The following is a 24899-nucleotide window of genomic DNA, read 5'->3' as shown; positions in this document are numbered from 1 at the left end:
GAACAAGGAGGCGGGAAGTCAATGAATAAAAAAGTTTGGTGTGCAGGGGTTCTGGCTCTGGCGTTGGTTGCTTTGGCAGGCTGCGGCCAGAAGCCGACCGCCGCACCAGATCAGCAGCAGGAGACGGCCTCCGATCAGCAGGTGACTGGAAGCGGCGGAGATACGGCAGCCGGAGAAACGGGAACCGAAGGCACCGACGGAGCAGTTACTTCCGACAGCGGGCAGGACCAAGGTTCAGACCAAGGTCAGACCTCATCCGGTTCGCAAGGGCAAGGACAGGGTCAAGAGTCGACTGGCCAGGGCCAATCCACGTCCACACAAACGACGAATTCGAACCAAAAAAGCCTGAATATCGATGTCTATTATACAGATCCTGAGGAGCTGGATTTGCACAAAGTCCAGAAGGAAATCAGCTTCAGCAGCGATGATGAAAAGTATAAGAAGGCGTTCGAAGCGCTGCAGGCCAGCGACAAATCGGACCTCGTTCCTCTCTGGGGCAAGGTGGAACTTAAATCGCTGAGCATGAAGGACGGTCAGCTCACCATCGACATTCATATGCCGGATGAGGCCCGTCTTGGTGCAGGGGGCGAGCAGTTCGCCCTGGACGCGCTCGACAACACGCTGTTCCAGTTTGACGAAGTGAAGTCGATCGAACTGCTGGTTGACGGCGCCAAGGTGGAAAGCCTGATGGGGCATGTCGATTTGGAGCATCCGATGACAAGACACTGATTTTTTTGGGGAATTTCAGGAAATATAGCAGGAGCTCGGCTCCTGGATGTCGAATTATATACAGCTAGAGCATGGCTGATAGTATCGAACTAAAGTTGGAGCGTCGCGCATCCTTTGTGGGAGCTATGATTCCTGGGGAACGGGCGCCTCCGCTTTAGTTCTTTCTATTTATTTCAGAGAGGGGCACTATCATGGTTCAGAAACGCAGCAATCATTCCTTACCTTCTAAAAAAGTCGTCTCCGCCGTCCTGGTCGGTATGATGGCATTAAGCTCGGGCACAGCCGTATTCGCGGATACCCCGGCGACGACCGGAGCAAGTGTAACAGCAGCTTCCGCCGGCCAGTTCAGTGACGTCAAGAGCGGATTCTGGGCTGAGAAGCATATATACAAGCTTGCTGCCCAAGGCATCATCCTCGGTGATAAAGGGCTGTTCCGTCCAAACGATTATGTGACCCAGCAGGAAGCTGTTACGATGGCGATCCGTTTTGCCGGGCTTCAGAACAAGCTGAGCACGGACACAGCCGTTGCGCTGCCGGAGAATGTCGTCGTAAATAATTATTTCAAGCCATACGTTGCACTCGCTTTCCAGCAAAGCCTGCTGAACAAGGCGTCCGAAAGCGCGGCCACCGGTCAAAAGGGAACCTGGGGCGAGCGGAAGGCGAGCCGGGAGTGGATCACCGAAGTGCTCGTCCGCGCTCTGGGCAAGGAAAGCCAAGCTTCCGCAGCAGCCTCGAAGGCCACGACGTTTGCCGATAACGGCAAGATTTCCGCTTCAAAACGCGGCTTTGTGAACGTGGCACTGGAGCTGGGATTGACGAATGGTGTGGATGGTAACCGCTTTGATCCGCAAGGTTCGGTTACGCGCGCCCAGCTGGCGACCTTTTTCAGCCGGGCCGAAGCCTACAACAACATTAAGTACGACAACTCCGCCGAAGGCATCATCACCGGGCTGAGCGATAATAAGCTTGATTTGTATGTAGACGGCAGTGTGAAGAGCTACGCCCTTGATGCGACAACCGGATATTTTACAAAGAATTCGGAAACGAAGATTGCCTTTACGGAACTGAAGCCGTACACCAAAGTGATGGTCATCGGCAGCGGGACGAAGGCAGGGTATGTGGAAGTGACGGATCCAACGGTTCAACTGGAAAGCACGGAAGGAACGTTCCAGAAGCTGTCTCCGGGGAACATTCTCTGGATCGAAACGAACAGCACGTTCCAGCAGTTTACATATGATGCGGGCACGACGTTCCTGGATCAGAACGGTGCGAAGATCGATCCTTCCGCCATCGCGGTCGGCAGCAAGGTATCGGTATCTCGTGAAACGTTCAGCTCCGCGAAGAAAACGGTCATCGTTCAAGTGAAATCGGGGATCGTGAACAAGACGGGCACCGGAACGCTGCAGAGCATCGATACGGCCACCAAGTCGCTCGTTATCAAAAATGACGCGGGCAATCTTGAGAGCTACACTTGGGATGCCAACTCGTTCTTCAGTTACCAGAATGAGATTCTGTCTCCGTCCGAACTAAAAGCGGGCTCGACCATTAATTACACGATCAGAAACAACATGATTCAATCCATTGAATTAAAACAGGGAGTGGAGCGTACGATCCGCGGATCCTTGTATGAGGTTGGAGCAAACGGCTCGACCATCACCTACAAGCGGGACGGCGGAGCACTTGAAGTGAAGCTTCTTGCCAGCAAGCCGGAAATCGTCATCAGCGGCATCAGCGCACCGCTTCTTAGCGATCTGATCGCGGATTCCACCGCCGGCGACCAGGTGCAAATTACGCTGAATCCTGACGAGCAGGTAACCAAAATCGAAGTGCTGAACCGCCAGATGGAGCAAAAACGCGGAGCCTCGGTCGTATCCTATGAACCGAAGACGAAGCTGCTCACGCTGATGGATGCCAACAAAAAACCGTTCGTTGTGACGCTTGACGATAAAACCAAGCTGGTGTACAACACGGCCAATCCGACGCTGTCCGGCATCGAATCGCTGCTGACGACCGGCCGTAAAGTGAACGTCAGCTATCTGACGAACCGGGCGCTGTCGCTTGAAGTCATCTACCAGTACGACGGCAAGGTAACCGCGATCGATACGGCTGCCAAGAAGATGACTGTGGTCACCCCTGGCGGGGAAACACTCGTACTGCCTTACAGTAATCCGGCTGTACAGGCATACGGCAAGAGCAACGCGTCGCTGTCCGACGTGAAGATCGGCAGTGATGTCGCCCTCGTGCTGAATGCGACGCAGGATGCCATTTCGTCCATTCTATTGAAATCGACGGTTCAATTTGAAGTCGTGGACATGAACTATACCAGCAGCCGAATTACGGTGAAGAAGGATGGCGTGACGAGCCAGTTCTATCTGGACAAAGCCGCACTGACAGGAGATAACGGACAGGCGGTGGAGCTGGCGGATATTCGTGCCGGACAGATTCTCAACGTGACGTTTAACGGAACAAACGCGGCTGCCGCACAAATCGTGAAGCTGACGACGGGCCAAATCACGGCGGTGGATTCTTCTGCGGCATCGCCAAGCATTACGGTGAAGGATTATGCCGGCACGACGGAAACGTTCAAGCTGGGAACCGGGTCGAAAATCGTCAATGACGCCGGCAGCGCGCTGAGCCTGGGGAACCTGGCGGCGGGCAACCGCGTCGAAGTCCGCAAGGACGAAAGCGGCAATGCCGTGGTCAAGGTGCTGAATGTAACGACCCAGACCTACTGGAAATATGACAGTTATGCGAAGGAAATATATGTGAAACGGCAAAATGTCAATGATGCCAACCAATACACGCTTTCGCCTGGAGCATATATTCACCAAGGTGACACGATATTGACCGTGCAATCCCTGAAAGAAAATGATACTATTGTATTGTATTTAAACAATGGAACGATTGTAGAAATACAGAAACAATAGTATGCTTTGGGAATGGTCATAAGATACACCGTCTTGATGCGGGGTTCTTACCCGCGTCAGGACGTTTTTTTTTGCAGGAGGTACTTCGCATGAAGGCTGAAACCGTTCGCTATATTTTGGACACGATCGGAGCGATGTTCCCTGATGCGCATTGTGAATTAAACCACAGCAATGCGTTCGAGCTGACGATCGCGGTTCTGTTGTCCGCCCAGTGTACGGACGAAACGGTAAACAAGGTAACCAAGGATCTTTTTCAAAAGTATAAAACGCCTGAGGATTATGTTTCGGTTCCCTTGGAGGAGCTCGAACAGGATATCCGCCGGATCGGCCTGTACCGGAACAAAGCCAAGCACATCCACAATCTGTGCCGCATTCTGATCGAACAGTACGGCGGAGAGGTTCCACGAGAGCATGACAAGCTGGTACAGCTTCCCGGCGTAGGACGCAAGACGGCCAATGTGGTGGTGTCGAATGCTTTTGACGTTCCGGCGATTGCGGTGGATACGCACGTCGAGCGGGTATCCAAGCGGCTTGCTCTGGCGGGCTGGAAGGACTCGGTGCTCGAAGTGGAGAAAAAGCTGATGAAGCGGGTGCCCAAGGATGAGTGGACGATCACGCACCACAGGCTCATCTTCTTCGGCCGGTATCACTGCAAGGCACAGAATCCGAAATGTCAGATATGTCCGCTGCTCGATGTGTGCCGTGAAGGAAAAAAACGTATGAAGACGTCCCAAATCAGAAAAGATAAGGAACATACAGGATAGGAAGAACAAAGATGGAGAAGGATGGGATTTAGATGAAATGCATTTCGGTGTACACAGACAATTTTGAAATGTTTTCCGATATTTTTGATGCGGTTGTGGAAAGCAAACTGAGCGAAAACGAAGAGAAGGAAGTCGAAGGAATCACGGTGAGCCATTCGGGCGACGTGCCTGAGCATTACCTGGACCGGATGTCCGTTAAGCCTGAAGTCGTTGTCATGAAGGACAAGTCCCGGGGTTTGACGATTTTGCAGCACGGCAAAGTCTTTGAAATTTTGATTCCGGAACTGGAAAGCGCGTCGATTTAACGGCCTGTATATGCAGCGTAAGGCCCAGGATAAAACCGAATGGTATTCGGTTTTATTTTTTTTTGTCCGGCAAAGTGATTTCCAACCCATCGGTGGAATGTTAAAATAAAACTATTTGAATGGGTTTTTCGGCAAAAAGCGTCATGAGCCGCCTCATTCGGTCAATTGACACAAGGGAGAGTAGTCAGCATGTCGTTCACTGTCCAAACTACAGCTAGCCAAGGATCTATTGCGCTGCAGCCTCTGAAGGAGCAGCTTGCCGCTTGGGGCGATGCGAGATCGGCGAGTCTCATCGACGATTTAATACATAAAGCAGACGCCGGGGAAATGACCATCGCCTTTTGCGGCCATTTCTCGGCGGGAAAATCCAGCCTGATCAATTCCTTATGCGGACAAAAGGTGCTTCCATCCGGTCCGGTGCCGACCAGCGCCAACGTCGTCTCCATCCGCAATGGCGAGCCGCGCGCCCTGATCTATCCGGCCGCAGGTGCAGGGGATGAAGCCCCGAAAGAGACCGCGGACCCGCTTCAAGTCTCGCTTAAGGAACTGTACGAGTACTGCACCAACGGTGGTGACTATTCATCGGTGGAGGTGTGGGATCATGTTCCTCTGCTTGGGGAGCACGGCGTCTTCATGGATACACCAGGGGTGGATTCGACGGACGACGGCCATCAAAAAGCGACCCACTCCGCGCTTCATTTGGCGGATGTCGTTCTGTATGTGATGGACTATAACCATGTCCAGTCCGAAAACAATTTGGTGTTTGCCAAGAGTCTGTCGGATTGGGGCAAACCGCTGTACCTGATCGTCAACCAAATCGATAAGCACCGGGAGCGGGAGCTATCCTTTGATACCTACCGCCAGGAAGTGGAGGCGGCTTTCAAGCGGTGGCAGGTGCATTACGAGAATTTGCTGTTTATCTCGCTGAAGAATCCGGAGCATCCGTATAACCAGCGGGCTCAGCTGGATGGCCTGGTGCAGGAGCTGATCGCCCAGCGGGGACCGCTATTGTCTTACAGCATCGACTGTTCCGCTCGTCATATCGCCGAGCAGCATACGGCGCAGTTCGCCGATTCGCTGCAGGAGGACATGGAGCAGCTGCTGCAGGAGATGGGCGGCGCGGAGAAGGCGGCGGAGCTGGAACGGGAGATGGGCGCCCTCAGGGAGGAGATCGACCGGTTAGAGAATATCCGGCAGCTGGAGCGGGAAGCGGTCCGCCGTGAGGCGGAAGGACTGCTCGAGAATGCCAACCTGACCCCGGCCGATCTGCGGGACAGGGCGCAGCTGTTTCTCGAAAGCCGCAAGCCGGGCTTCAAGAAGGGCTTTCTGTTCGCCGGGGCGAAGACGGAGCAGGAGAAGCAGGAGCGCTTGGAAGGCTTTCTGTCTTCGCTGCGGGAGCAGTGCGCCTCCCAGATCGGGTGGCATCTTCAGGAGCTGCTGCGCCGCTGGGGACAGTCCCACCGGATTTGGAACGAGGAACGCGATCAGCAGCTTGCCGATCGGATGCCGGTCATCGGGCCGGAACTGCTGGAGGGCACGGTGGAGCCGGGAGCGGTGCTGTCCGGCGAATACCTGCTGAATTACTGCCGCAAGCTGTCGGCAGAAATCAAGGCGCTGTACCGCCGCGCTGCGCTGGACGCGGCGGAAGAGATGCTGGCGGATGTCGAGGCATCCGCCGCGCCCGCCAAGCAGCGCGCGCAGCAGGAGCTGGCCGCGCTGCAGGAGCAGTCCGCCGCGATGGCCCGCTACACGGAGCTGGCAGCGGCCATCACGGCGCGCAAGGAAGCGGCGGCGCGCCTGCTGCCGCCGCACCAGGCGCTCACCCCCGGCACTCTGCCGCGGGTGAGCGCCCCAACCCGGCCGGCTGTGCAGCCGGCCGGGGAAGACGCGGGCGCGCCGCTGGCGGAGCCCGCTGTGAAGCCCGCCCCGCATGGCGGGGCGGGGCCGCAGGGCGGCGCGGCCAAGGGCCGCCGCCAGCGGCTTGACGCGGCCGCGGCGCAGCTGCGCGAAGCGGCTGCGCTGCTGGGGCGCCATCCCGCGCTGGCTTCCGCCGCGCGGGGGCTGGAGGGCCGAGCCGAGGCGCTGGCCGGCGGCTCGTTCACGATGGCACTGTTCGGCGCGTTCAGTGCCGGCAAGTCTTCGTTCGCCAACGCTCTGCTTGGCGACAGCGTGCTGCCCGTCTCGCCGCATCCGACGACAGCGGCGATCAACCGCATCCTGGCGCCTAAGGGCGAGTATGCGCACGGGACGGCCAGGGTGCAAATGAAGTCGGCCGAGGCCTTCCAGGACGATTTGGCATATTCCTTCTCGATCCTCCAGCTCAGCAAGCCGGAAGGCGACGGCTGGCTTGAGGCGGTACGTTCCATGAAGCCGGAAGGTGTGCATCCGGCCGGCCTGCCGCATTACGGATTTCTCAAGGCGGCCGCCGCGGGCTGGGAACTGGCGAAACCGCTGCTGGGCAGCGTTCAGACCGTTGATATGCCGGAGTACCGCTCTTTTGTAGCGGATGAGACTAAATCTTGCTTTGTCGACCGGATTGATCTGTATTACAGCTCTCCGTTGACGGAGCAGGGAATCGTGCTCGTGGATACGCCGGGGGCTGACTCACTGCACGCCCGCCATACCGGCGTGACGTTCCAATATATGAAGCAGGCGGACGCCATCGTTTTTGTAACGTATTATAATCACGCGTTTTCCAAGGGCGACAGGCAGTTCCTGACCCAGCTCGGCCGGGTGAAGGACAGCTTTGCCCTCGATAAAATGTTTTTCATCGTCAACGCGGCCGATCTGGCTGCTTCCCCGGAAGAGCTGGAGCAGGTCGTCAAGCATGTGGACGGCAACCTGAAAGCCCGGGGCATCCGGCTGCCGCATATTTACCCCCTCTCCAGCATGACCGCGCTCGAGGCGAAGCTGGGCGGAGATGAAGCCATGCTGGCGCAATCGGGAATCGGCGCATTTGAGGATGCGCTCGGAGTCTTCGCCGGGGAAGAGCTGCCCAAGCTGTCCCTTAAAGCCGCCGCATCCGAGGTGTCGGCTGCGCGGAAAAGGGCGGAGGAATGGGCGCGTCTGTCCCGGCAGGATGCAGGCAGCAGGCAGCGGCGCAAGCAGGAGCTGGTCCGGACAGCCGAGCAGGCCAAGGGGCTTGTCGGGCAGTTTGCCTCAATGCAGCAGGGGAACCTGATTGCACAGGAAACGAAAGAGCTGCTGTTCCACGTCAGACAGCGGATCGGTTTCGGAATGGGTGACTTTTTTAACGAAACGTTTCATCCTTCCGTTCTGCGTGAGGATGCGGGTCAGCTGAAGCGGGTGTTTGCCGGGTGCGGACGCGAGCTGGAACGGACGCTCGTCCGTGAGCTGGAGCAGGAGCTGCTGGCCACGACGCTTCGATTGGAGAACAAAGGCAAACAAATCGTGCATGCGGCCGCCGTACAGACGACAGAGGATATATCCGCACTGGATGCCGGTTTGGTTCTGAATCCGCCGGAGGAAAAGGAGTGGGAAACGCCGGAGCTTAAGGAAGTTCAGCTGGAAGGCATCGTCGACTGGAACGCGGCCTGGGGATATTTTAAATCGCCGAAGGCTTTCTTTGAAGGCGGAGGACGCGAAAAAATGCGTTCGGCTGTAGAAGAACAGATCAAGGAAGCGCTGAGCCGCGAAGTATCCGCGCAGGAAGGGCTGCTGTCTGATTTTTACGCGCAGCGGATGGGGGATGCCCAGCATAGGCAAGCCGGCGCCCTGCAGGAGCAGCTGAAGGAAACGGTCGATGCGCTGACCGCCTCGCTGGAACAGGGCGAACGGCCGGAGACGTGGGATACCCTCGCAGCCGAACTGCTTCATATTGAACAGCGAATGACGTCTTAGGAAACCGCACGGTCACGGAGCGGGACACCGATTCGTGTTTGGTCGATAGCTGTTTCGAGACCTAGCTCGTCGTACTGATGGCCACAGAGCAGTCAATAAGGACCGTTCTCATCAGAAACTCATGCAAAACTGGAATGATGTTAGCTAAATACTCCATCACCGGCTAGCCGGTAATTTCTATGCCGAAGTCCCTGTTACAGGGGCTTTTTTATTTTCAATATGTAGGGGTGGCAAGTCCAGGTACTGACCGTACCGCTAACCTCTTGAAGACCGTTTCGGACACCGAAAAATGGAAGCTTTCCCCCAAGTCAGGAAGCGCTTTTACAGCACCACCCGGCTTTTTATCGGGAAGCGCAGAGATTGAGAGGATTTGGCATGATTTGATAAGTAAACCCGGATTATATCCAGTTAATGCCGAACCATTGACAAAGCGGCGAAAATATGCGCTGTTATCCTCTTTGCCGCCTCTGAGAGACGGTGTTAAACTTCATAAATGTTCACAACTTACGCGAATGATTTTCAAGCATTCACATGACTCGAAGGAGGAGAACCATGAATGTTCTCAGGCAAATGCAGGGCTTTTTTTGGGCGAAGCGCAGTTTTCTTTATTTATCTATACTCTGCCTCGCCATAGCTACTGCGCTGGGGCTTGTTACCCCGAATTTGCTCCGGAAGTTGATCGACGAAGCGATCGTTCCGCGGCATTTTGAGCTCGTTCCCGCTCTGGCGCTCACCGTCATCGGTGTCGTCACCCTTAAAGCCGTCATGCAGTTTCTAAGCGGCATGCTCGGCGGAAGACTGGGGAACTATCTGGCATACCGTTTGCGTAACGGCTGCTATGAGAAGCTGCAAGTCTTGTCTTTCCGCTATTACGACACGGCCAGAACCGGCGACCTGATGTCCCGTCTGACCGGGGATCTCGAAGCGATCCGGCAATTTATCGCCTTCGGCATCCCGCAAATTTTGAACACGATCCTCATGGTTGTGTTCGGAGCGGTCATGATGCTGTCGATCAGCTGGCAGCTGACGCTCGCTACCATGATCAGTATCCCGTTCCTAGTGTTTGTTGCCCTGAAGTTCGAAGGCAAGATCCACCCGGCGTTCCAGGAAATGCGCCTGGCGCTGAGTGCGCTGACGACTTCGGTACAAGAGAACATTACAGGTGTTCGTACGGTCAAATCATTTGCGCGTGAGCCTCACGAAGTCGACAAGTTTTCCGTGCGTAACGAACGCTACAAAAACAACCAGATCTTCGCTTCGGGTTTGTGGAGCCGCTACTTTCCGGTCATGGAGCTTCTCGCGTCCATCTGCGTCGTGCTGCTCCTCGGTGTCGGAGGCACGCTGGTCATTCACCAATCGCTGTCGCTGGGCGAGCTCGTTGCCTTCTTCAGCTTGATCTGGTACATTATCGGACCGATGTGGAATATCGGTTATCTCATCAACAACTACACGCAGTCGGAAGCTTCGGGGGAGCGGGTGCTCGAACTCCTGAACCAGCCGATTGACGTCAAGGATAAAGACAATGCCGTCGCTCTGTCTTCCGACGAAGTGAAAGGGCATGTCACCTTTGAACATGTTACCTTTGCTTATGGCAATAAGTTGGCCGCCATCCAGGACATTAATTTGGATGCGCCTCCAGGATCGGTCATCGGCCTGCTCGGCGGAACCGGATCAGGGAAATCGACGATCATCCAGCTGCTGATGCATGCGTATAACGTCAATAGCGGCAGCATCAAGCTGGACGGCAAGAACATTAATGATATTCAAGTCCGGAGCCTGCGCAGCCAAATCGCGTCGGTGTTCCAGGAGACGTTCCTGTTCTCGTCCAGCATCCGCAATAACATCGCCTACGGCCTGAAGGACGTAACGATGGACGAGATCATCCGGGCCGCCAAGCTGGCCAAAGCCCACGATTTCATTATGGAAATGCCGGACGGTTACGATACGGTGGTCGGCGAACGGGGCATGGGCCTCTCCGGAGGGCAGAAGCAGCGGATCGCGATTGCGCGCGCGCTGCTGAAAAATCCGAAGATCCTCATCCTCGATGACGCGACGAGCGCCGTCGACATGGAAACCGAGCACGAAATCCAGTCGGGCTTCCAGGAAGTTATGAAGGGACGGACGACGTTCATCATCGCCCACCGGATCTCTTCCCTGCGGCATGCCGACGAGATTCTCGTGCTGAACGAGGGCAAAATCGTGCAGCGCGGCAAGCATGAAGATTTAATCACGGTGCCTGGCCCTTACCAGGATGTATACCATATTCAATATGCAGACCACATTGCCCGGATGAATGGGAATGCAGGAGAGCAGGTGAGCTCATGAATCCCGCAGCGGAAACGAATAAACAGCGGCCGGGAGCCGCAAATAAGAACAACCCGAAGGGGAAGACGCCAGGTGTAACCGGCGAACGCTTTGTGTATCAGGATGACGAAGTCATCGAAAAGCCGTTTAACTGGTCCCAGCTGACCCGGCTGTTCGCTTATATGAAGCCTTATGCCAAGCAAATGCTGCCGCTCGTCCTGCTGATGATGGTCCTGGGGACGATTACGAAACTGACCGTTCCGTTCCTGACCAGTCAGGCGATCGACAAGGCGATCGCGCCGAAAGACGGTAATACGAGCCTGACGCTCTTGTATCTGCTTACGGCAGCGGCACTTGTTCTTTACATTATTCAGTGGATCGCGAGTACGTACCGGATCCGCCTGACCAACATTATCGGACAGCGCGTCATCTATGACCTGCGTTCGCATTTGTTCCAGCACATCCAGAAGCTGTCCTTCAACTTCTTTGACAAGCGGCCGGCAGGCTCCGTGCTCGTGCGTATCACGAATGACGTCAACTCCCTGCAGGAGCTGTTCACCAACGGTGTCGTCAACCTGATGATCGACTGTGTCCAGCTGGTCGGGATCGTGGTCATTTTGATGCTGATCAACTGGAAACTCGGACTTGCGGTTGTTCTGACCGTGCCGATCATGTTTTTCATCTCCACAAAGCTGCGGGTCAAGATCCGCCGCGCCTGGCAGGAAGTGCGCATGAAGAATTCCCGGATCAACTCGCATTTGAACGAATCGATCCAGGGGATCCGCGTTACGCAGGCTTACACACAGGAGCAGGAGAACATCAAGTTTTTTGACAAAATGAACATGGACAGCAAAAAGTCGTGGGACCGTGCGTCCACGCTGAACCAAGGGTTCGGCCCGCTGATCGAAATCACAGGGGGCATCGGCACCTTGATCCTGTTCTGGTTCGGGGCTTACCTGATACAGGAGGGCCAGCTGACGGTTGGTCTCCTGGTCGCCTTCTCCAGCTATGTCGGCAACTTCTGGGAGCCGATCAACCGGCTCGGCCAAATGTACAATCAGCTGCTGGTGGCGATGGCTTCCTCGGAGCGGATCTTCGAATTTATCGATGAGAAGCCGCATATCGACGACAAGCCGAATGCCCGGCCGATGCCGAAAATTACCGGCGACATCAAGCTGGAGAACGTCGTGTTCGAATACGAGAAGGGCCGGCCGGCACTCAAGGGTATCAACCTTGACGTCAAGGCAGGTCAAACGATCGCCCTCGTCGGGCATACCGGTTCAGGAAAAAGTACAATCATTAATTTGCTCAGCCGGTTCTATGATATAACAGGGGGCAAAATTACGATTGACGGTCTGGACATCCGGGACGTGAAGCTGGATACGCTCCGCAGCCAAATCGGAATCGTGCTGCAGGACACGTTCATTTTCTCGGGAACGATCCGCGATAACATTCGCTTTGGCCGGTTGGACGCGACCGACGAGGAGATCGAGGAAGTAGCCAAGGCCGTCGACGCTCATGAATTTATTATGAAGCTGCCGAACGGTTACGATACGGAGGTCGAGGAGCGTGGGAACATGCTCTCCATGGGGCAGCGGCAGCTGCTGTCCTTCGCCCGGGCGCTTCTGGCCGATCCGCGCATTCTTATTCTTGATGAGGCGACGGCCAGCATCGATACGGAGACCGAGCTGAAAATTCAGGAAGCGCTGAAGGTGCTCCTGAAAGGCCGGACTTCCTTTATCGTCGCGCACCGGTTGTCGACGATCCGCCATGCGGACAAAATCGTCGTACTGGATCACGGCGAGATCAAGGAGGAAGGCAACCACCAGGAACTGATGCAGAAGCAGGGAACGTACCATGGTCTGATCGAAGCGCAGTTCCGGTTTGTCTGAGGATGATATAATATAAAAGTTGACCTAAAGAATTCGATGCCAGCAAGGGAGTAAAATGATTCCTAAGAAGCGAAGCGGTCTTAAGAGCTTTCAAAAGGAAAGCTAACATCGGAAGCATATGCTTTGGCTTTCTGCCTCACGTAGGTTCCATAAAATCAAGAAATCCGAAAACAAGAGAGATCGTAGGAACATTTTACGTACTTGCTACCATCATCATTCATTTTTAAAACTTATATAGGCTTTCAGCCGAGCTGAATTGTTCTGGCCGAAAGATAAACTTCCGCATAAAAATGGACTGTCTTCCGTAGGTACATCGTTGGAGATATTATATTTTCCCCGGTCGCCGAAAGTTAACGGTGCGTTTACAGCCAATTAACAAACAACCAAAATTGTAAAATCAAGCAAGCTTCTCCAATGATCGCCATTCAAATAAGGAGAGATTGTGAATTTTGCAGGAAAATGTCGGAGCACTCTTGCATTCTTCCTTCGGAACCCCGAAAATGATAGAGAGGTATACATTTGTGGTATACATTAGTAGGGGGGAATTGGGAAGTGGTGTGGGGTGCTCCTTTTTCTGCACATGCTACAAAACTGCTGCTTCTAGGCAGCGGTGAATTGGGAAAAGAAGTAGTTCTCGAGGCTCAGCGTTTGGGCGTAGAAACCATTGCCGTGGACCGATATGAACACGCCCCTGCGATGCAGGTGGCCCATCGAAGCCATGTCATTGATATGCTCGATCCCGAATCGCTGAAGCGGATTATTCATCAGGAACATCCGGACATCATCGTCCCGGAAATTGAAGCTATAGCTACACAGGCTCTCCTTGAGCTGGAAGAGGAAGGGTACCGCGTCATTCCGACGGCTCGCGCCGCCCGGCTGACGATGGACCGTGAAGGGATTCGCCGCCTGGCTGCGGAAGATCTCGGACTTCCCACGGCGGATTATCGATTCGCCGACAGTCTGGAGGAGCTGCAAGAAGCGGTAGCCGTGCTTGGCACGCCCTGCGTGGTTAAGCCGATCATGAGCTCATCCGGTAAAGGGCAGAGCGTTTGCCGCACGCCAGAAGATGCGGAAGAATGCTGGAATGCAGCCCTGGAAGGCGGACGAGCGAAGAGCACCCGCGTGATCGTTGAAGCATTTGTTACGTTTGAGAGCGAAATTACGCTCTTGACGGTCCGCTCTGTGAGCGGAACCACATTTTGCCCGCCGATTGGACATATTCAAAAGGACGGGGATTATGTAGAATCCTGGCAGCCTCATGTCCTTAGTGAAGAGCAGCTGCGGGAGGCAGAATCCATTGCCAAAGCCATTACAGACGAGCTCGGGGGATATGGCATTTTCGGAGTGGAACTGTTTGTTACCAAGCAAGGCATCATATTCAGTGAAGTATCCCCGCGTCCGCATGACACCGGCATGGTGACCATGGTGACGCAGGATTTATCGGAGTTCGCCCTGCATGTCAGAGCGATTCTCGGACTTCCGGTTACGTCGGTTGAACTGCTGACACCGGGAGCTTCGGCAACTTTGAAAGCGGTGAATGCAAGTACGAATTTTGCCGTCAGCGGTGTAGAGGAAGCACTGAGCCTTCCCCGGACACAGGTTCGGATTTTCGGCAAGCCTGAAACGAAGATCGGCCGGAGGATGGCGGTAGCGTTAAGCACTGACCCGGATATTCAGAAAGCACGGAACACGGCTAAGCAAGCCGCCAGTCTTTTAAAAGTGGAGGAATATGATCATGAACAGTAATTTGTCGGCTCCTACTTTGCAAATCCGTAAATCAAATTGCAATTGCGATCTGGAGTCTGTAACGGCGTTAATGCGCGAGCTCAACTATCCAACGACGATCAACGTTATGCGCGAACGGATGGAAGCCTCGGAAGACAATCCGAAACTGTGCACAATGGTAGCAGAGCTGGACGGAGAAGTTGTCGGCATGGTGGCGTTGAATCAAGTTCACTCCTATGCCACAGGCGAGACGGCGACTCAGGTATCCGCTTTGATCGTATCCGAGAAACACCGCGGCCAAGGGATCGGCAAGCGCCTGATCCGCAGCAGCGAAGAATGGGGAAGAGCCCACGGCAGCCAGGTTCTGTTTTTGACGAGCGGCAACCGTGTGGAACGTGCCCCGGCCCATGCCTTCTATGAACATATCGGTTTTGATAAAGTCGGCTACCGCTTCATCAGAAAGCTGAAATAATACCGATTTCCAACATACCGGCCCCCCTGCAGAGGAGGGCTTTTTTCTATTTCCTGTATCCTTAAGTACCGAAGTATTCTACAAACATGTTCAATATTTACAATACATATGAATTGATATACAATACGTGAGTGATATTTCGAAAGCGGTTACATTTTTCGACAAGACCAATGTGTTTTGGGGCCGGAGGAGCCGATTGTTCATGTTCTGACAAGTGTGAGTACAAATTTGGAACAGCCGAGGGATGAATGATGTATAAACTGCTGCTGGTGGAAGACGAAGAAGACGTCCGGGATGGGCTGGTCGAGGAAATCAGCTGGGAGCTTCACGGCTTTCAGGTGACGGGTACAGCCGAAAACGGACGCGAAGCGCTGGAATGGATGGAAAAGGAGATGCCGGACATCGTCGTGACCGACATCCAAATGCCCTTTATGAACGGCTTGGAGCTGGCCGCGTGGATCCGGGAGCATGCCCCGTCCACCAAAATCATTATTTTGACCGGATACGATGAGTTTGAGTATGCCCAAAAAGCGATTAAGCTGCAGATTGACGAATACGTGCTCAAGCCGTTTTCTTCCCGGGAGCTTGTGGATGTGCTGCTGAAGGTGAAGACGCATATGGATGCCGAGCGGGCTGAGAAGGAAAACGTCCAGCTGCTGATGGAGCATTACCGGAAAAGCATACCTGTACTCAGGGAGCTTTTTTTGTCTTCACTGGTGACCCGGAGGCTTACGCCTGAGGAATACATTGAGAAAGGAGCCAGTTACGGGATCAGCCTGGACGGGCAAACCTTTATGGCTTCGATCATTCGTCCCGATCCAGTGCAGAGAGAACGGGATGTCCGGGAGGAAGCGGAGGATCCGGCATCAGCGTTGTCGCTAAAATACTCGGAGGACCGGTACCTGCTGCTGTTTGCCGTGTACAACGTGGCGGCAGAGATTTGCCAATTGCGGCAAGGGTTCAAGGCGTTTATTCACCATAACGACTGCGTCCTCCTGTCAGTGCTGCCCGATGCGGATGAGAGTGCGGCGGCGCAGCGGACGCTGGAGCTGCTGGAGGAAATCCGTCTGAACGTGAACAAATATTTGAAGCTGACGGTGACGGCAGGGGCCGGCTCTGTATACCGGTCGCTGGGCGACGTGTTCGATTCTTACGCGGAAGCGTCGCAGGCGCTGGACTATCGTCCTATTCTCGGCAACAACCGGGTCATTTGGATCGATGATGTGGAACAGCGGAAGGCGGATCCACTCGTATTCGATAGCCTGAAGGAGCAGGAGCTCGTCCGGAGCATCCGCGTAGGCACGGCGGAAGAGCTGGAGGAGACGGTAAGGCGGATGTTTGACGGCCTGGAGTCGTCCAAGGTCAGCGTGCAGGACTGCCAGGTGTATATCATCGGCGTGTTGACCGCCGTCATCCGGGTGGCGAAGGAGTTCGGCATCGAGCTTGAAGAGCTGTTTGGCCGTGGATCGCTGCCGTTCGCCGACATGTACCATTACAACAATTTACAGGAGCTGCGGGAGTGGATACACCGGGTATCCTCGCGGCTGATGATAACGATCGCGCAGGGAAGGCAGTCCGGATATAACCAGCTTGTTGAGGATGCCAAAGCGTATATTCATGAGCATTACCGGGAAAGCGACATTTCCATTAACAAAGTATGCCGGCATTTGCATATCAGCACCGGGTATTTCAGCAGCATTTTTAAAAAGGAAATGAAGATGACCTTCGTAGCCTACTTGCTGCATGTACGCATGGAAGCGGCCAAGGAGATGCTGCGGTCGACGCCGCTGAAAGCGTTCGAAATCGCCGAAACGCTTGGGTTCGCGGATCCGAATTACTTCAGCTTCTGCTTCCGCAAGAAGTTCGGCATTACGCCCAAAGAATATCGCAGCGGCCACGGAGGAGGCGAATCGGCTTGAAGATTCCGCATCGTCGCCTGAAGCCCCGTGCTCCCCGGCTGCCCATGTCCTTCCGGCTGCGGAGCATTCAAACGATCATCACCGCGACCTTTGCCGGTATGACGGTGCTCGTCGTCATCCTGGTCAGCATTATGCTGTACAATAAATTTTCCAAGACGGCGGAGGAGAACGCCTACCTCAATATTCAGCAAATTATCGAGCAGGTCAATTACCACCTGGAGCTGTATGTCAAAGGGATGCAGGACATTTATGCTGTAGTCGAGCAGCAGATTGATCAAACGCCTGACGTCAGCAGCGGGGTGCTCCGCGAGCAGCTGACGACACTGCTTCATACCCGGGAAGACCTTGTATCCGTAGCGCTGTTTACGCCCGAAGGCCGGCTGGTGCTGGACATACCGAATGCCGAAATGCGCCGGAACACCAAGCTGACCGAACAGAGCTGGTACGAATCGGCACGGGAGGTGCCGCAGAAGCTGTCTTTTTCCCCGCCGCACATCCAAAATTTATACAAGGGCCAGTACAAGTGGGTCGTATCGTTAAGCCGCATGATCGAATATCGGGACCAGGGAAAAGTAAAGCGCGGAATTCTGCTCGTTGACGTCAACTTCCGGACGATTGATGAGCTGAGCCGCAAAGTGAGCCTTGGCAAGCAGGGTTATGCTTACATCATCGACGAGCTGGGGAACATCGTCTACCATCCGCAGCAGCAGCTGATCTATGCCGGTTTGAAGTACGAAAATCTGGAACCCGTGTTTGACTATGCCTATGGCAGCTATATCGATAAATCGACCGGCGTGCCGCGGTATATCACGATCCGGACGGTACAGCCCATCGGCTGGAAAATCGTCGGGGTCGCCTTTCCAGACGAAATTGTGACGACCAAGCAGGACCTGAATCAGTTTATTTTCTGGTTTCTCGTGGTCGTCATTACGGCTGTGGTACTCCTCGCTGTCTTCATCTCGGCGAAAATATCCCAGCCGCTCCGCCGCCTGGAGCGGTCGGTCCAAAGCGTCGGACAGGGGGATTTCAGCACGCCGATTTACGTCAGCGGCGCTTATGAAGTGGTGCAGCTGTCCAAGCGGTTTAATTTTATGCTGCACCGCATCCGCCAGCTGATGGACCAGATCATTCACGAGCAGGAAGCGAAGCGGAAAAGCGAGCTGGATGTGCTGCAGTCGCAAATCAATCCCCATTTTCTCTACAATACGCTGAATTCGGTGATCCGGCTGGCGGAAAAAGGCAAAAAGGAAGAGGTCGTGACGACGATCACTTCGCTTTCCAAGTTTTTCCGGATCAGTCTGAGCAAAGGGAACACGATCATCACCGTGGAAGAAGAGCTGGAGCATGTGCGCCATTATTTGATCATCCAGAAGATCCGCTACAAGCATAAGTTCAATTATGAGATTCAGTGTGATGAAGCCGCACGCTCCTGCAGGACGCTGAAGCTGATCCTGCAGCCGATCGTAGAGAACGCCATTTATCATGGAATCGAGAAAATGCCGGACGAAGGCTGGATCTCCATCTCGGCGGCGGTTCAGGGAGAGCAGCTCGTCTTGACCGTCAAGGACAACGGGCTTGGCATGACCCCGCAGGTGATGGATCAGATTCTCAGCGGTAACCACCGCAGCGGCAGCGGATCGGGTGTCGGCGTGAAGAACGTGAACGAGCGCATCCGGCTGTGCTACGGCAAGCCTTACGGTCTGCATTTTGCGAGCGAACTGGAAGAAGGGACAAGTGTTACGATCACGCTGCCGGCGGTATCGGACCGTGCGGAGGAACTGGAGAGGGGGATATCATGAGCTTAAGCCAAGGAATCGTCCGAGCAGCGCTGCTGCTTGCCATCTTGCTCCTCACGGGCTCTTGTTCCTCCTCGCCTCCGAATCTCCGCACCTCAGGCAAGCCGCGGACCATCGACATGATCGTCAAGATGAATCACGGCGACTACTGGAACACGGTGAAAATGGGCGCCGAGGTGGCGGCCAAAGAATTCAACGTTCAGCTGACGTTTAAAGCTCCTGACAACGAAAGCGATATCGGCGGGCAAATTCAGCTGATGGATCAGTCCATCCAAAACAAGGCGGATGCCATCATTCTGTCTGCGAGCGACTACATGAAGCTGGCCCAGGTGACCGACCGCGCGGCCTATTACAAAATCCCGGTCATCTCAATGGATTCCGAGGTGGCATCGGCCCGGGTCAAAACGTTCGTGGGCACGAACAACTACGAAGCGGGCCAGAAGGCGGCGGAGCGGATGGTCGCCCTGACCGGAACGAACAGCCGCATCGGCGTGATGAATTTTGTGCAGGGCTCCAAAAACGGCGACGAGCGCGAGGAGGGCTTTATGGATTATATCGCCCGGTTTCCCGGGGTTCAGGTCGTGGCCGTGGAATACTGCCAGTCCAATGAACAGCTGGCGCGTGAGCTCACCCGCAAAATGCTGAACGAGCATCCCGACATAAACGGGATTGTGGCGCTTAACGAAGTGGCGTCGATCGGCACCGGAGAAGAGATGCAGAAGCTGGGGGCCGGCGGACGCGTGAAGCTGATCACGTTCGACAGCCCGGCGAAAGTGATGGAGCTGCTGCAGGAGGGGATCGTGCAGGCGACGGTCATCCAGAACCCGTTTAACAACGGTTATTTGGCTGTGCAGTACGCAGTTGAAGCGATGGAGGGCCTGGACGTCCCTGAGCGCATCGATACCAAGTCCAAAATTATCGATCTCGACAATATGCTCTGGCCGGATAATCAGAAGCAGCTGTTTCCGTTTGTCCGCTGAGCTATTGGTGAACCGAGTGCCGCACTTCCTTAAGCGGCACTTTTTTGCGTTCATCACATCATTCTTCCCACGTCATGAGAATTTTCATAGAACACATGAGAATTTTATATTCGAATCCGCCCCCGGATACAGCATAATGTAAACGTATCCAAGAGATACGAGAGGCACGTTAAAGAGAATATCAGGAGGTCTGTGAACGATGAAAAAAATCACTTCCGTCATCCTAGCCGGTGCGCTGCTGGGTACGGTCATGGCCGGCTGCTCGAACTCCGGCGACAAATCCTCGGGGGCTTCGGGCGGCAGCGCGGACAGCGGCAAGGAGCCGTCCATCGGGGTAGCCATTTATAAATTCGACGATACGTTCATGACGGGTGTACGCAATGCCATCAAAACCAATGCGGAAGGCAAGGCAAAGGTGGATATTGTGGACAGCCAGAACTCCCAGCCGACCCAAAACGACAAGGTCGATCTGTTCATCACCAAAAAGACCGATGCGCTGCTGATCAACCCGGTGGACCGCACGGCGGCCGGCGTCATTATCGACAAAGCCAAAACGGCCAGCATCCCGGTTGTCTTCCTGAACCGTGAACCGCTGCCCGAAGACATGAAGAAATGGGACAAAGTGTATTACGTCGGCGCCAAGGCAGAAGAATCCGGCACGATGTCCGGGGAACTGATCGCGGACTATTGGAAGGCACATCCGGAAGCGGATAAAAACAAGGACGGTGTCCTGCAGTACGTCATGCTCAAAGGAGAACCCGGACACCAGGATGCGGAGCTGCGCACCAAGTACTCGATCCAGGCGATCGAAGACGCAGGCATCAAGGTCGAGAAGCTGGCGGAAGACACCGCGATGTGGGATCGTGTGAAAGGGCAGGAGAAGATGGCCGCTTTCCTTGGCTCGCATGGCGATAAAATCGAAGCCGTTCTCGCGAACAACGACGACATGGCGCTTGGCGCGATCGAGGCGCTGAAAGCGGCAGGCTACTTCACGGGAGGAAAAACGATGCCGGTTGTCGGCGTCGATGCTACGGCGCCGGCACTTCAAGCACTGCAGGACGGCACGCTGCTCGGCACAGTGCTGAACGATGCGAACAACCAGGGCAAAGCTTCCGTGACGCTGGCCACGCTGCTGGCCAAGGGCGAAACGCCGACCAAGGAGAACGTCGGATTCGACATTACGGATAATCAATACGTGTGGATTCCTTACAAAAAAATTACCAAAGACAACATCGACGATGCGAAGTAAGCCGACAGGCTGGACTTAAACTAACCATCCCCGGAAAGGGCGGACGAGAAGCGCGGTCCGTCCTTTCCTCTGGATGAGGGCAGGGAGCGGAAGTTATGGCTGAGCGTGAATTTTTACTGGAAATGAACCGGATCAGCAAAGAGTTTCCCGGCGTTAAGGCGCTGGACGGGGTTACGCTGCAGGTAAGGCCCGGTACGGTTCATGCCCTGATGGGGGAGAACGGTGCCGGCAAGTCCACTTTAATGAAATGCCTGTACGGCATTTATTCGCCGGACGCGGGCGATATTCTGCTGGACGGCAATAAGGTCCAGATCAACAATTCCAAGGATGCGCTGAACCTGGGGATTTCGATGATTCACCAGGAGCTGCACCCGGTGCCTTTTCGCAATGTGATGGAAAATATTTGGCTGGGGCGTTTTCCGACAAAGGGCGCGGGATTCATCCGGTTTATCGACCATAAAAAAATGTACCGGGACACGAAGGAGCTGTTCAAGCAGCTGGACATTGATATTGATCCGGACGTGATGGTCGGCAAGCTGTCGGTCTCCAAAATCCAGTCCATCGAAATCGCCAAGGCAGTATCCTTTCATGCGCGGGTCATCATCATGGACGAACCGACGTCGTCCTTGACCGGTGTGGAAGTCGAGCATTTATTCCGCATTATCCGCGACCTGAAGAAACGCGGGGTGGCCATCATCTACATCTCGCACAAAATGGAGGAAATTTTGCAAATTTCCGACGATGTCACGATTATGCGCGACGGCAGCAAAATCGGCACATGGCCAGCCAGCGAGCTGACCACAGAGATGATTATCGCGAAGATGGTCGGACGGGACCTGACACACCGGTTTCCGGAGAAGGAAAACGTGCCTGGCGAAGTGATTTTGAAGGTTGATGGCGTGACTTCGCCCATTCCGAAATCGTTTAAAGACATTTCTTTTGAGCTGCGCAAAGGGGAAATTCTCGGCATCGGGGGATTGGTCGGCGCCCAGCGCACCGAGCTGATCGAAGCGTTGTTCGGGCTGAGGGACATCGCCTCGGGCTCCATTTCCTTGAACGGCAGGCCGGTCAAGATCAAGTCGCCGGAGGATGCGAAGAAGCTCGGTATGGCGCTGCTGACGGAAGAACGGCGGGTCACCGGCATCTTCTCCGTTCTGCCTGTGCACGAAAACGCGGCAATCGCCAATTTGGGGAGATATCGCAAAGCGTTGTTCCTGCTGGACGGCAAACGCAAAAAGCAGGAAGCCGATCAAATGGTGGAGAAGCTGCGCACCAAAACGCCGACCACCCGGGCGCTGATCATGAACTTGTCCGGCGGTAACCAGCAGAAGGTGCTGCTGGCCAGATGGCTTTTGACCGAACCCGAAATTCTGCTGCTGGATGAGCCGACAAGGGGGATCGACGTCGGAGCGAAGTTTGAAATCTATACGATCATCAAAGACCTGGCGAAACAGGGGAAAAGCATCATCATGATCTCCTCCGAAATGCCGGAGCTGCTCGGTATGTCGGACCGGATCATGGTGATGTCCGAAGGACGGCTGACCGGCATCGTGGACGGAAGCAGCGCCACGGAAGAAGAAATCATGCGTCTGGCCGCCCAGCATTAGGGAAAGCCGAAGGAGGAACTAACATGCTGAACACCAAAAAAATCAACACAGGCAGGAGATTTCAGGGATTTGCCTCGCAGTATGCGATTTACATCGTGCTGGTGCTGCTGGTCATCGGGATTACGATCTACAATCCTTCTTTTCTGTCCGTAAACTCGCTGCGGGACATTCTGATCCAGTCATCGACCCGCGCCATCATCGCGCTTGGCGTTGCGTTCATTTTGATCACGGCCGGAACCGACTTGTCGGCTGGCCGAATCGTCGGCCTGACCGCGGTTATATCGGCATCGATGCTGCAGAGCTCGGACTATGCTGCGCGTTTTTTTCCGAATCTGCCGCATCTTCAAGTATGGCTGCCCATTGTCCTGGCCATTATCGTCGGCCTGCTGTGCGGATTGGTTAACGGGCTGGTCGTCTCGAAGCTGAACGTTCCGCCGTTTATCGCAACGCTTGGCACGATGGTTGCCGTGTACGGCCTGAACTCTCTGTATTTTGATATGGAGCCGAATAACTCCCAGCCAATCGGGGGTCTGCGCAAAGATTTCACTGCGATCGGTACAGGATATATCGGCGAAGGGCAGTATTCCGTGCCTTATATCGTGCTGATCGCCATTTTCGTGGCGTTCATCGTGTGGGTTATTTTCACGAAAACGAAGCTTGGAAAATACATGTACGCAATCGGCGGCAACATCCAGGCGGCTAAAGTATCGGGCATCAACGTCGCCAAGTACCTGATTTATATCTATGCTATCGCAGGCGCCCTCTACGGGCTGGCGGGAGTGCTCGAAGCCTCCAGAACCGGCGGCGCAACGAACAACTACGGGAATATGTACGAGCTGGACGCCATTGCGGCCTGCGTCGTCGGCGGGGTGTCGACCACCGGCGGCATTGGCACGGTACCCGGCGTCATGGTGGGCGTGCTGATCTTCACGATCATCAACTATGGCTTGACCTTTATCGGCATCAGCCCTTACTGGCAGCTCATCATTAAGGGATTGATCATCGTAGCGGCCGTCGCTTTCGACATGCGGAAGTATGCTGCCAAAAAGTAATAGGCCATAAAGGAATCGATCTTCTCGTTATGCAAACAAGCTGCGGCATTTCATGCTGCGGCTTATTTGTGCTGGAGCTGGAGTAGTTCGGCTGAAAGAAGGACGGATGGTTGATGTAAGAAGGTTTACCAATATTTGAGGCGTAGCCAGAAGAAACAAACATGTTACAATGTGAGGGTAGATTGTTTACAACTTTGTAACCTGTGTAAACGAAATCAACTTACGATAATTCACTGCGAAAAGGAGATGTTTGCAAGATGAAAAACAGAATGATGAAGACCATCGCCGGAGGAGCTTTCGCTGCCGTACTGGCTGCAGGACTGATCGGGTCCGGATCTGCATCAGCCGCTTCTGCCACCTCCGCTCCTCAAAAACAAGATCTCGGCAGCCTGCAGGCTTACCTGGAGCAGCTGCTGCAAAATAACGGCGGTTCTTTGAATTGGAACTTCGTGTACGAGCTGCCTTCCAATGGGCAAGTAAACGTACCGACAACGGGAACGGACAAGCCTACGACGACCAAACCTTCCACGCCGCAAACAAGCAAGCCTTCGGCTCCACAGACGAGCAAGCCGTCGACGCCAACGACTACGACGCCTTCGACTCCGTCCAACAACAGCGGAAGCAACACGGCGGACAAGTCAGGCTATGCCGCTCAAGTGATCAAGCTGGTTAACCAGGAACGTGCGAAAGCCGGCCTTGGTGCGCTGAAGGAAAATACGAAGCTGTCCGGTATGGCGATGGACAAAGCGAAAGACATGTACAGCAATAATTACTTTGACCACAATTCTCCAACGTACGGATCTCCGTTTGACATGATGAAGAAGTACGGCATCTCTTACAGCTATGCTGGCGAGAACATCGCCAAAGGCCAAAAGGATCCGGCTGACGTCATGAATGCGTGGATGAACAGCGAAGGCCACCGCGCGAACATTTTGAACAGCCATTACACCACGATCGGCGTGGCCTACTATAATGGGGTCTGGGTTCAAGAGTTTATTGCGAACTAATCATTCATATATCATCTAAACAAAAGGGGTGCCCCATGGCCGTTCGGCAGGGGTACCCTTTTATTTTAAGAAAAGTTCGGTCAATCCTTCGGGAATATGGAAAACCGGGTCTGGGCGGTGAGTCAGATGATTGCATACGAATTGAAAAAAGCAGAACCCGCATGCTTCAGCATACGAATTCTGCTTTGATGGGTTATGCAGGGGTCGAACCTGCGACCTGCCGATTAAGAGTCGGCTGCTCTACCAGCTAAGCTAATAACCCGCGTCGTCTAACAGGGAATATTATAACTCCGTTTCTCCCCGATATCCA

16 protein-coding genes and 1 tRNA gene are annotated in these 24899 nt (G+C 54.5%); 16 read left to right on the top strand and 1 reads right to left on the bottom strand.

Translation table 11 applies throughout. The features are described 5' to 3' along the window. Window positions 1-21 precede the first annotated feature (21 nt). From KI379_RS17515 to KI379_RS17440, 16 genes are all read left to right on the top strand, one after another. On the top strand, window positions 22-729 hold the full coding sequence (locus KI379_RS17515) for a GerMN domain-containing protein (RefSeq protein WP_212984332.1): 708 nt from the start codon (window positions 22-24) through the stop codon (window positions 727-729). Window positions 730-920: 191 nt separating this feature from the next. After that, the gene (locus tag KI379_RS17510; protein ID WP_212984331.1) at window positions 921-3656 is read left to right on the top strand and encodes an S-layer homology domain-containing protein; all 2736 of its coding nucleotides are present in this window, start codon (window positions 921-923) and stop codon (window positions 3654-3656) included. An 89-nt stretch (window positions 3657-3745) separates the two neighbouring features. Next, window positions 3746-4420, top strand: coding sequence for an endonuclease III (gene nth / locus KI379_RS17505; RefSeq protein ID WP_212984330.1), 675 nt, complete (start codon window positions 3746-3748; stop codon window positions 4418-4420). 32 nt (window positions 4421-4452) lie between these two features. Next, window positions 4453-4725, top strand: a complete 273-nt coding sequence (locus KI379_RS17500) for an NAD/NADP transhydrogenase alpha subunit (RefSeq protein ID WP_076170940.1) — start codon at window positions 4453-4455, stop codon at window positions 4723-4725. A gap of 189 nt (window positions 4726-4914) precedes the next feature. Then, on the top strand, window positions 4915-8586 hold the full coding sequence (locus tag KI379_RS17495) for a dynamin family protein (protein WP_212984329.1): 3672 nt from the start codon (window positions 4915-4917) through the stop codon (window positions 8584-8586). Between the two features lie 552 nt (window positions 8587-9138). After that, window positions 9139-10911: an ABC transporter ATP-binding protein gene (locus tag KI379_RS17490; protein ID WP_212984328.1), complete on the top strand. Its 1773-nt coding sequence runs from the start codon at window positions 9139-9141 to the stop codon at window positions 10909-10911. Beyond that, a complete protein-coding gene (locus KI379_RS17485; protein ID WP_212984327.1) occupies window positions 10908-12782 on the top strand; it encodes an ABC transporter ATP-binding protein in 1875 nt (624 codons plus the stop codon). The genes KI379_RS17490 and KI379_RS17485 overlap by 4 nt, the downstream gene beginning before the upstream one ends. A gap of 555 nt (window positions 12783-13337) precedes the next feature. Then, complete coding sequence (gene purT / locus KI379_RS17480) at window positions 13338-14528, top strand: formate-dependent phosphoribosylglycinamide formyltransferase (protein ID WP_145137334.1); 1191 nt, start codon at window positions 13338-13340, stop codon at window positions 14526-14528. Next, the gene (locus tag KI379_RS17475) at window positions 14518-14979 is read left to right on the top strand and encodes a GNAT family N-acetyltransferase (RefSeq protein ID WP_234489346.1); all 462 of its coding nucleotides are present in this window, start codon (window positions 14518-14520) and stop codon (window positions 14977-14979) included. Before purT ends, KI379_RS17475 begins: the two co-directional genes overlap by 11 nt. A gap of 248 nt (window positions 14980-15227) precedes the next feature. After that, window positions 15228-16898: a response regulator gene (locus KI379_RS17470; protein ID WP_306433678.1), complete on the top strand. Its 1671-nt coding sequence runs from the start codon at window positions 15228-15230 to the stop codon at window positions 16896-16898. Between the two features lie 44 nt (window positions 16899-16942). After that, window positions 16943-18697, top strand: a complete 1755-nt coding sequence (locus KI379_RS17465) for a sensor histidine kinase (protein WP_212984778.1) — start codon at window positions 16943-16945, stop codon at window positions 18695-18697. Further along, the gene (locus tag KI379_RS17460) at window positions 18694-19674 is read left to right on the top strand and encodes a substrate-binding domain-containing protein (RefSeq protein WP_212984326.1); all 981 of its coding nucleotides are present in this window, start codon (window positions 18694-18696) and stop codon (window positions 19672-19674) included. The genes KI379_RS17465 and KI379_RS17460 overlap by 4 nt, the downstream gene beginning before the upstream one ends. A gap of 199 nt (window positions 19675-19873) precedes the next feature. Further along, a complete protein-coding gene (locus KI379_RS17455; RefSeq protein WP_076170952.1) occupies window positions 19874-20923 on the top strand; it encodes a galactose ABC transporter substrate-binding protein in 1050 nt (349 codons plus the stop codon). A gap of 95 nt (window positions 20924-21018) precedes the next feature. Next, a complete protein-coding gene (locus KI379_RS17450; protein WP_212984325.1) occupies window positions 21019-22530 on the top strand; it encodes a sugar ABC transporter ATP-binding protein in 1512 nt (503 codons plus the stop codon). A gap of 23 nt (window positions 22531-22553) precedes the next feature. Continuing rightward, window positions 22554-23582 (top strand): galactose/methyl galactoside ABC transporter permease MglC, encoded by a 1029-nt coding sequence (gene mglC / locus KI379_RS17445; protein WP_212984324.1) that lies wholly within the window; start codon window positions 22554-22556, stop codon window positions 23580-23582. A 257-nt stretch (window positions 23583-23839) separates the two neighbouring features. Next, complete coding sequence (locus KI379_RS17440; RefSeq protein WP_076170958.1) at window positions 23840-24589, top strand: CAP domain-containing protein; 750 nt, start codon at window positions 23840-23842, stop codon at window positions 24587-24589. A 189-nt stretch (window positions 24590-24778) separates the two neighbouring features. On the opposite strand, the gene KI379_RS17435 is transcribed toward KI379_RS17440, so the two are convergent. After that, window positions 24779-24851, bottom strand: a tRNA-Lys gene (locus KI379_RS17435). Between the last annotated feature and the right edge of the window lie 48 nt (window positions 24852-24899).

This window comes from Paenibacillus cineris (assembly GCF_018333335.1).
Classification (GTDB): domain Bacteria; phylum Bacillota; class Bacilli; order Paenibacillales; family Paenibacillaceae; genus Paenibacillus_AQ; species Paenibacillus_AQ favisporus.
This window is presented reverse-complemented; position numbering and strand designations above follow the sequence as displayed.

Excerpts from the sequence above, each read along its gene's own strand:
- KI379_RS17515 (WP_212984332.1), top strand. The coding sequence starts at position 22 with ATGAATAAAAAAGTTTGGTGTGCAGGGGTTCTGGCTCTGGCGTTGGTT.
- KI379_RS17510 (WP_212984331.1), top strand. The coding sequence starts at position 921 with ATGGTTCAGAAACGCAGCAATCATTCCTTACCTTCTAAAAAAGTCGTC.
- nth (WP_212984330.1), top strand. The coding sequence starts at position 3,746 with ATGAAGGCTGAAACCGTTCGCTATATTTTGGACACGATCGGAGCGATG.
- KI379_RS17500 (WP_076170940.1), top strand. The coding sequence starts at position 4,453 with ATGAAATGCATTTCGGTGTACACAGACAATTTTGAAATGTTTTCCGAT.
- KI379_RS17495 (WP_212984329.1), top strand. The coding sequence starts at position 4,915 with ATGTCGTTCACTGTCCAAACTACAGCTAGCCAAGGATCTATTGCGCTG.
- KI379_RS17490 (WP_212984328.1), top strand. The coding sequence starts at position 9,139 with ATGAATGTTCTCAGGCAAATGCAGGGCTTTTTTTGGGCGAAGCGCAGT.
- KI379_RS17485 (WP_212984327.1), top strand. The coding sequence starts at position 10,908 with ATGAATCCCGCAGCGGAAACGAATAAACAGCGGCCGGGAGCCGCAAAT.
- KI379_RS17475 (WP_234489346.1), top strand. The coding sequence starts at position 14,518 with ATGAACAGTAATTTGTCGGCTCCTACTTTGCAAATCCGTAAATCAAAT.
- KI379_RS17470 (WP_306433678.1), top strand. The coding sequence starts at position 15,228 with ATGATGTATAAACTGCTGCTGGTGGAAGACGAAGAAGACGTCCGGGAT.
- KI379_RS17465 (WP_212984778.1), top strand. The coding sequence starts at position 16,943 with ATGTCCTTCCGGCTGCGGAGCATTCAAACGATCATCACCGCGACCTTT.
- KI379_RS17460 (WP_212984326.1), top strand. The coding sequence starts at position 18,694 with ATGAGCTTAAGCCAAGGAATCGTCCGAGCAGCGCTGCTGCTTGCCATC.
- KI379_RS17455 (WP_076170952.1), top strand. The coding sequence starts at position 19,874 with ATGAAAAAAATCACTTCCGTCATCCTAGCCGGTGCGCTGCTGGGTACG.
- KI379_RS17450 (WP_212984325.1), top strand. The coding sequence starts at position 21,019 with ATGGCTGAGCGTGAATTTTTACTGGAAATGAACCGGATCAGCAAAGAG.
- mglC (WP_212984324.1), top strand. The coding sequence starts at position 22,554 with ATGCTGAACACCAAAAAAATCAACACAGGCAGGAGATTTCAGGGATTT.
- KI379_RS17440 (WP_076170958.1), top strand. The coding sequence starts at position 23,840 with ATGAAAAACAGAATGATGAAGACCATCGCCGGAGGAGCTTTCGCTGCC.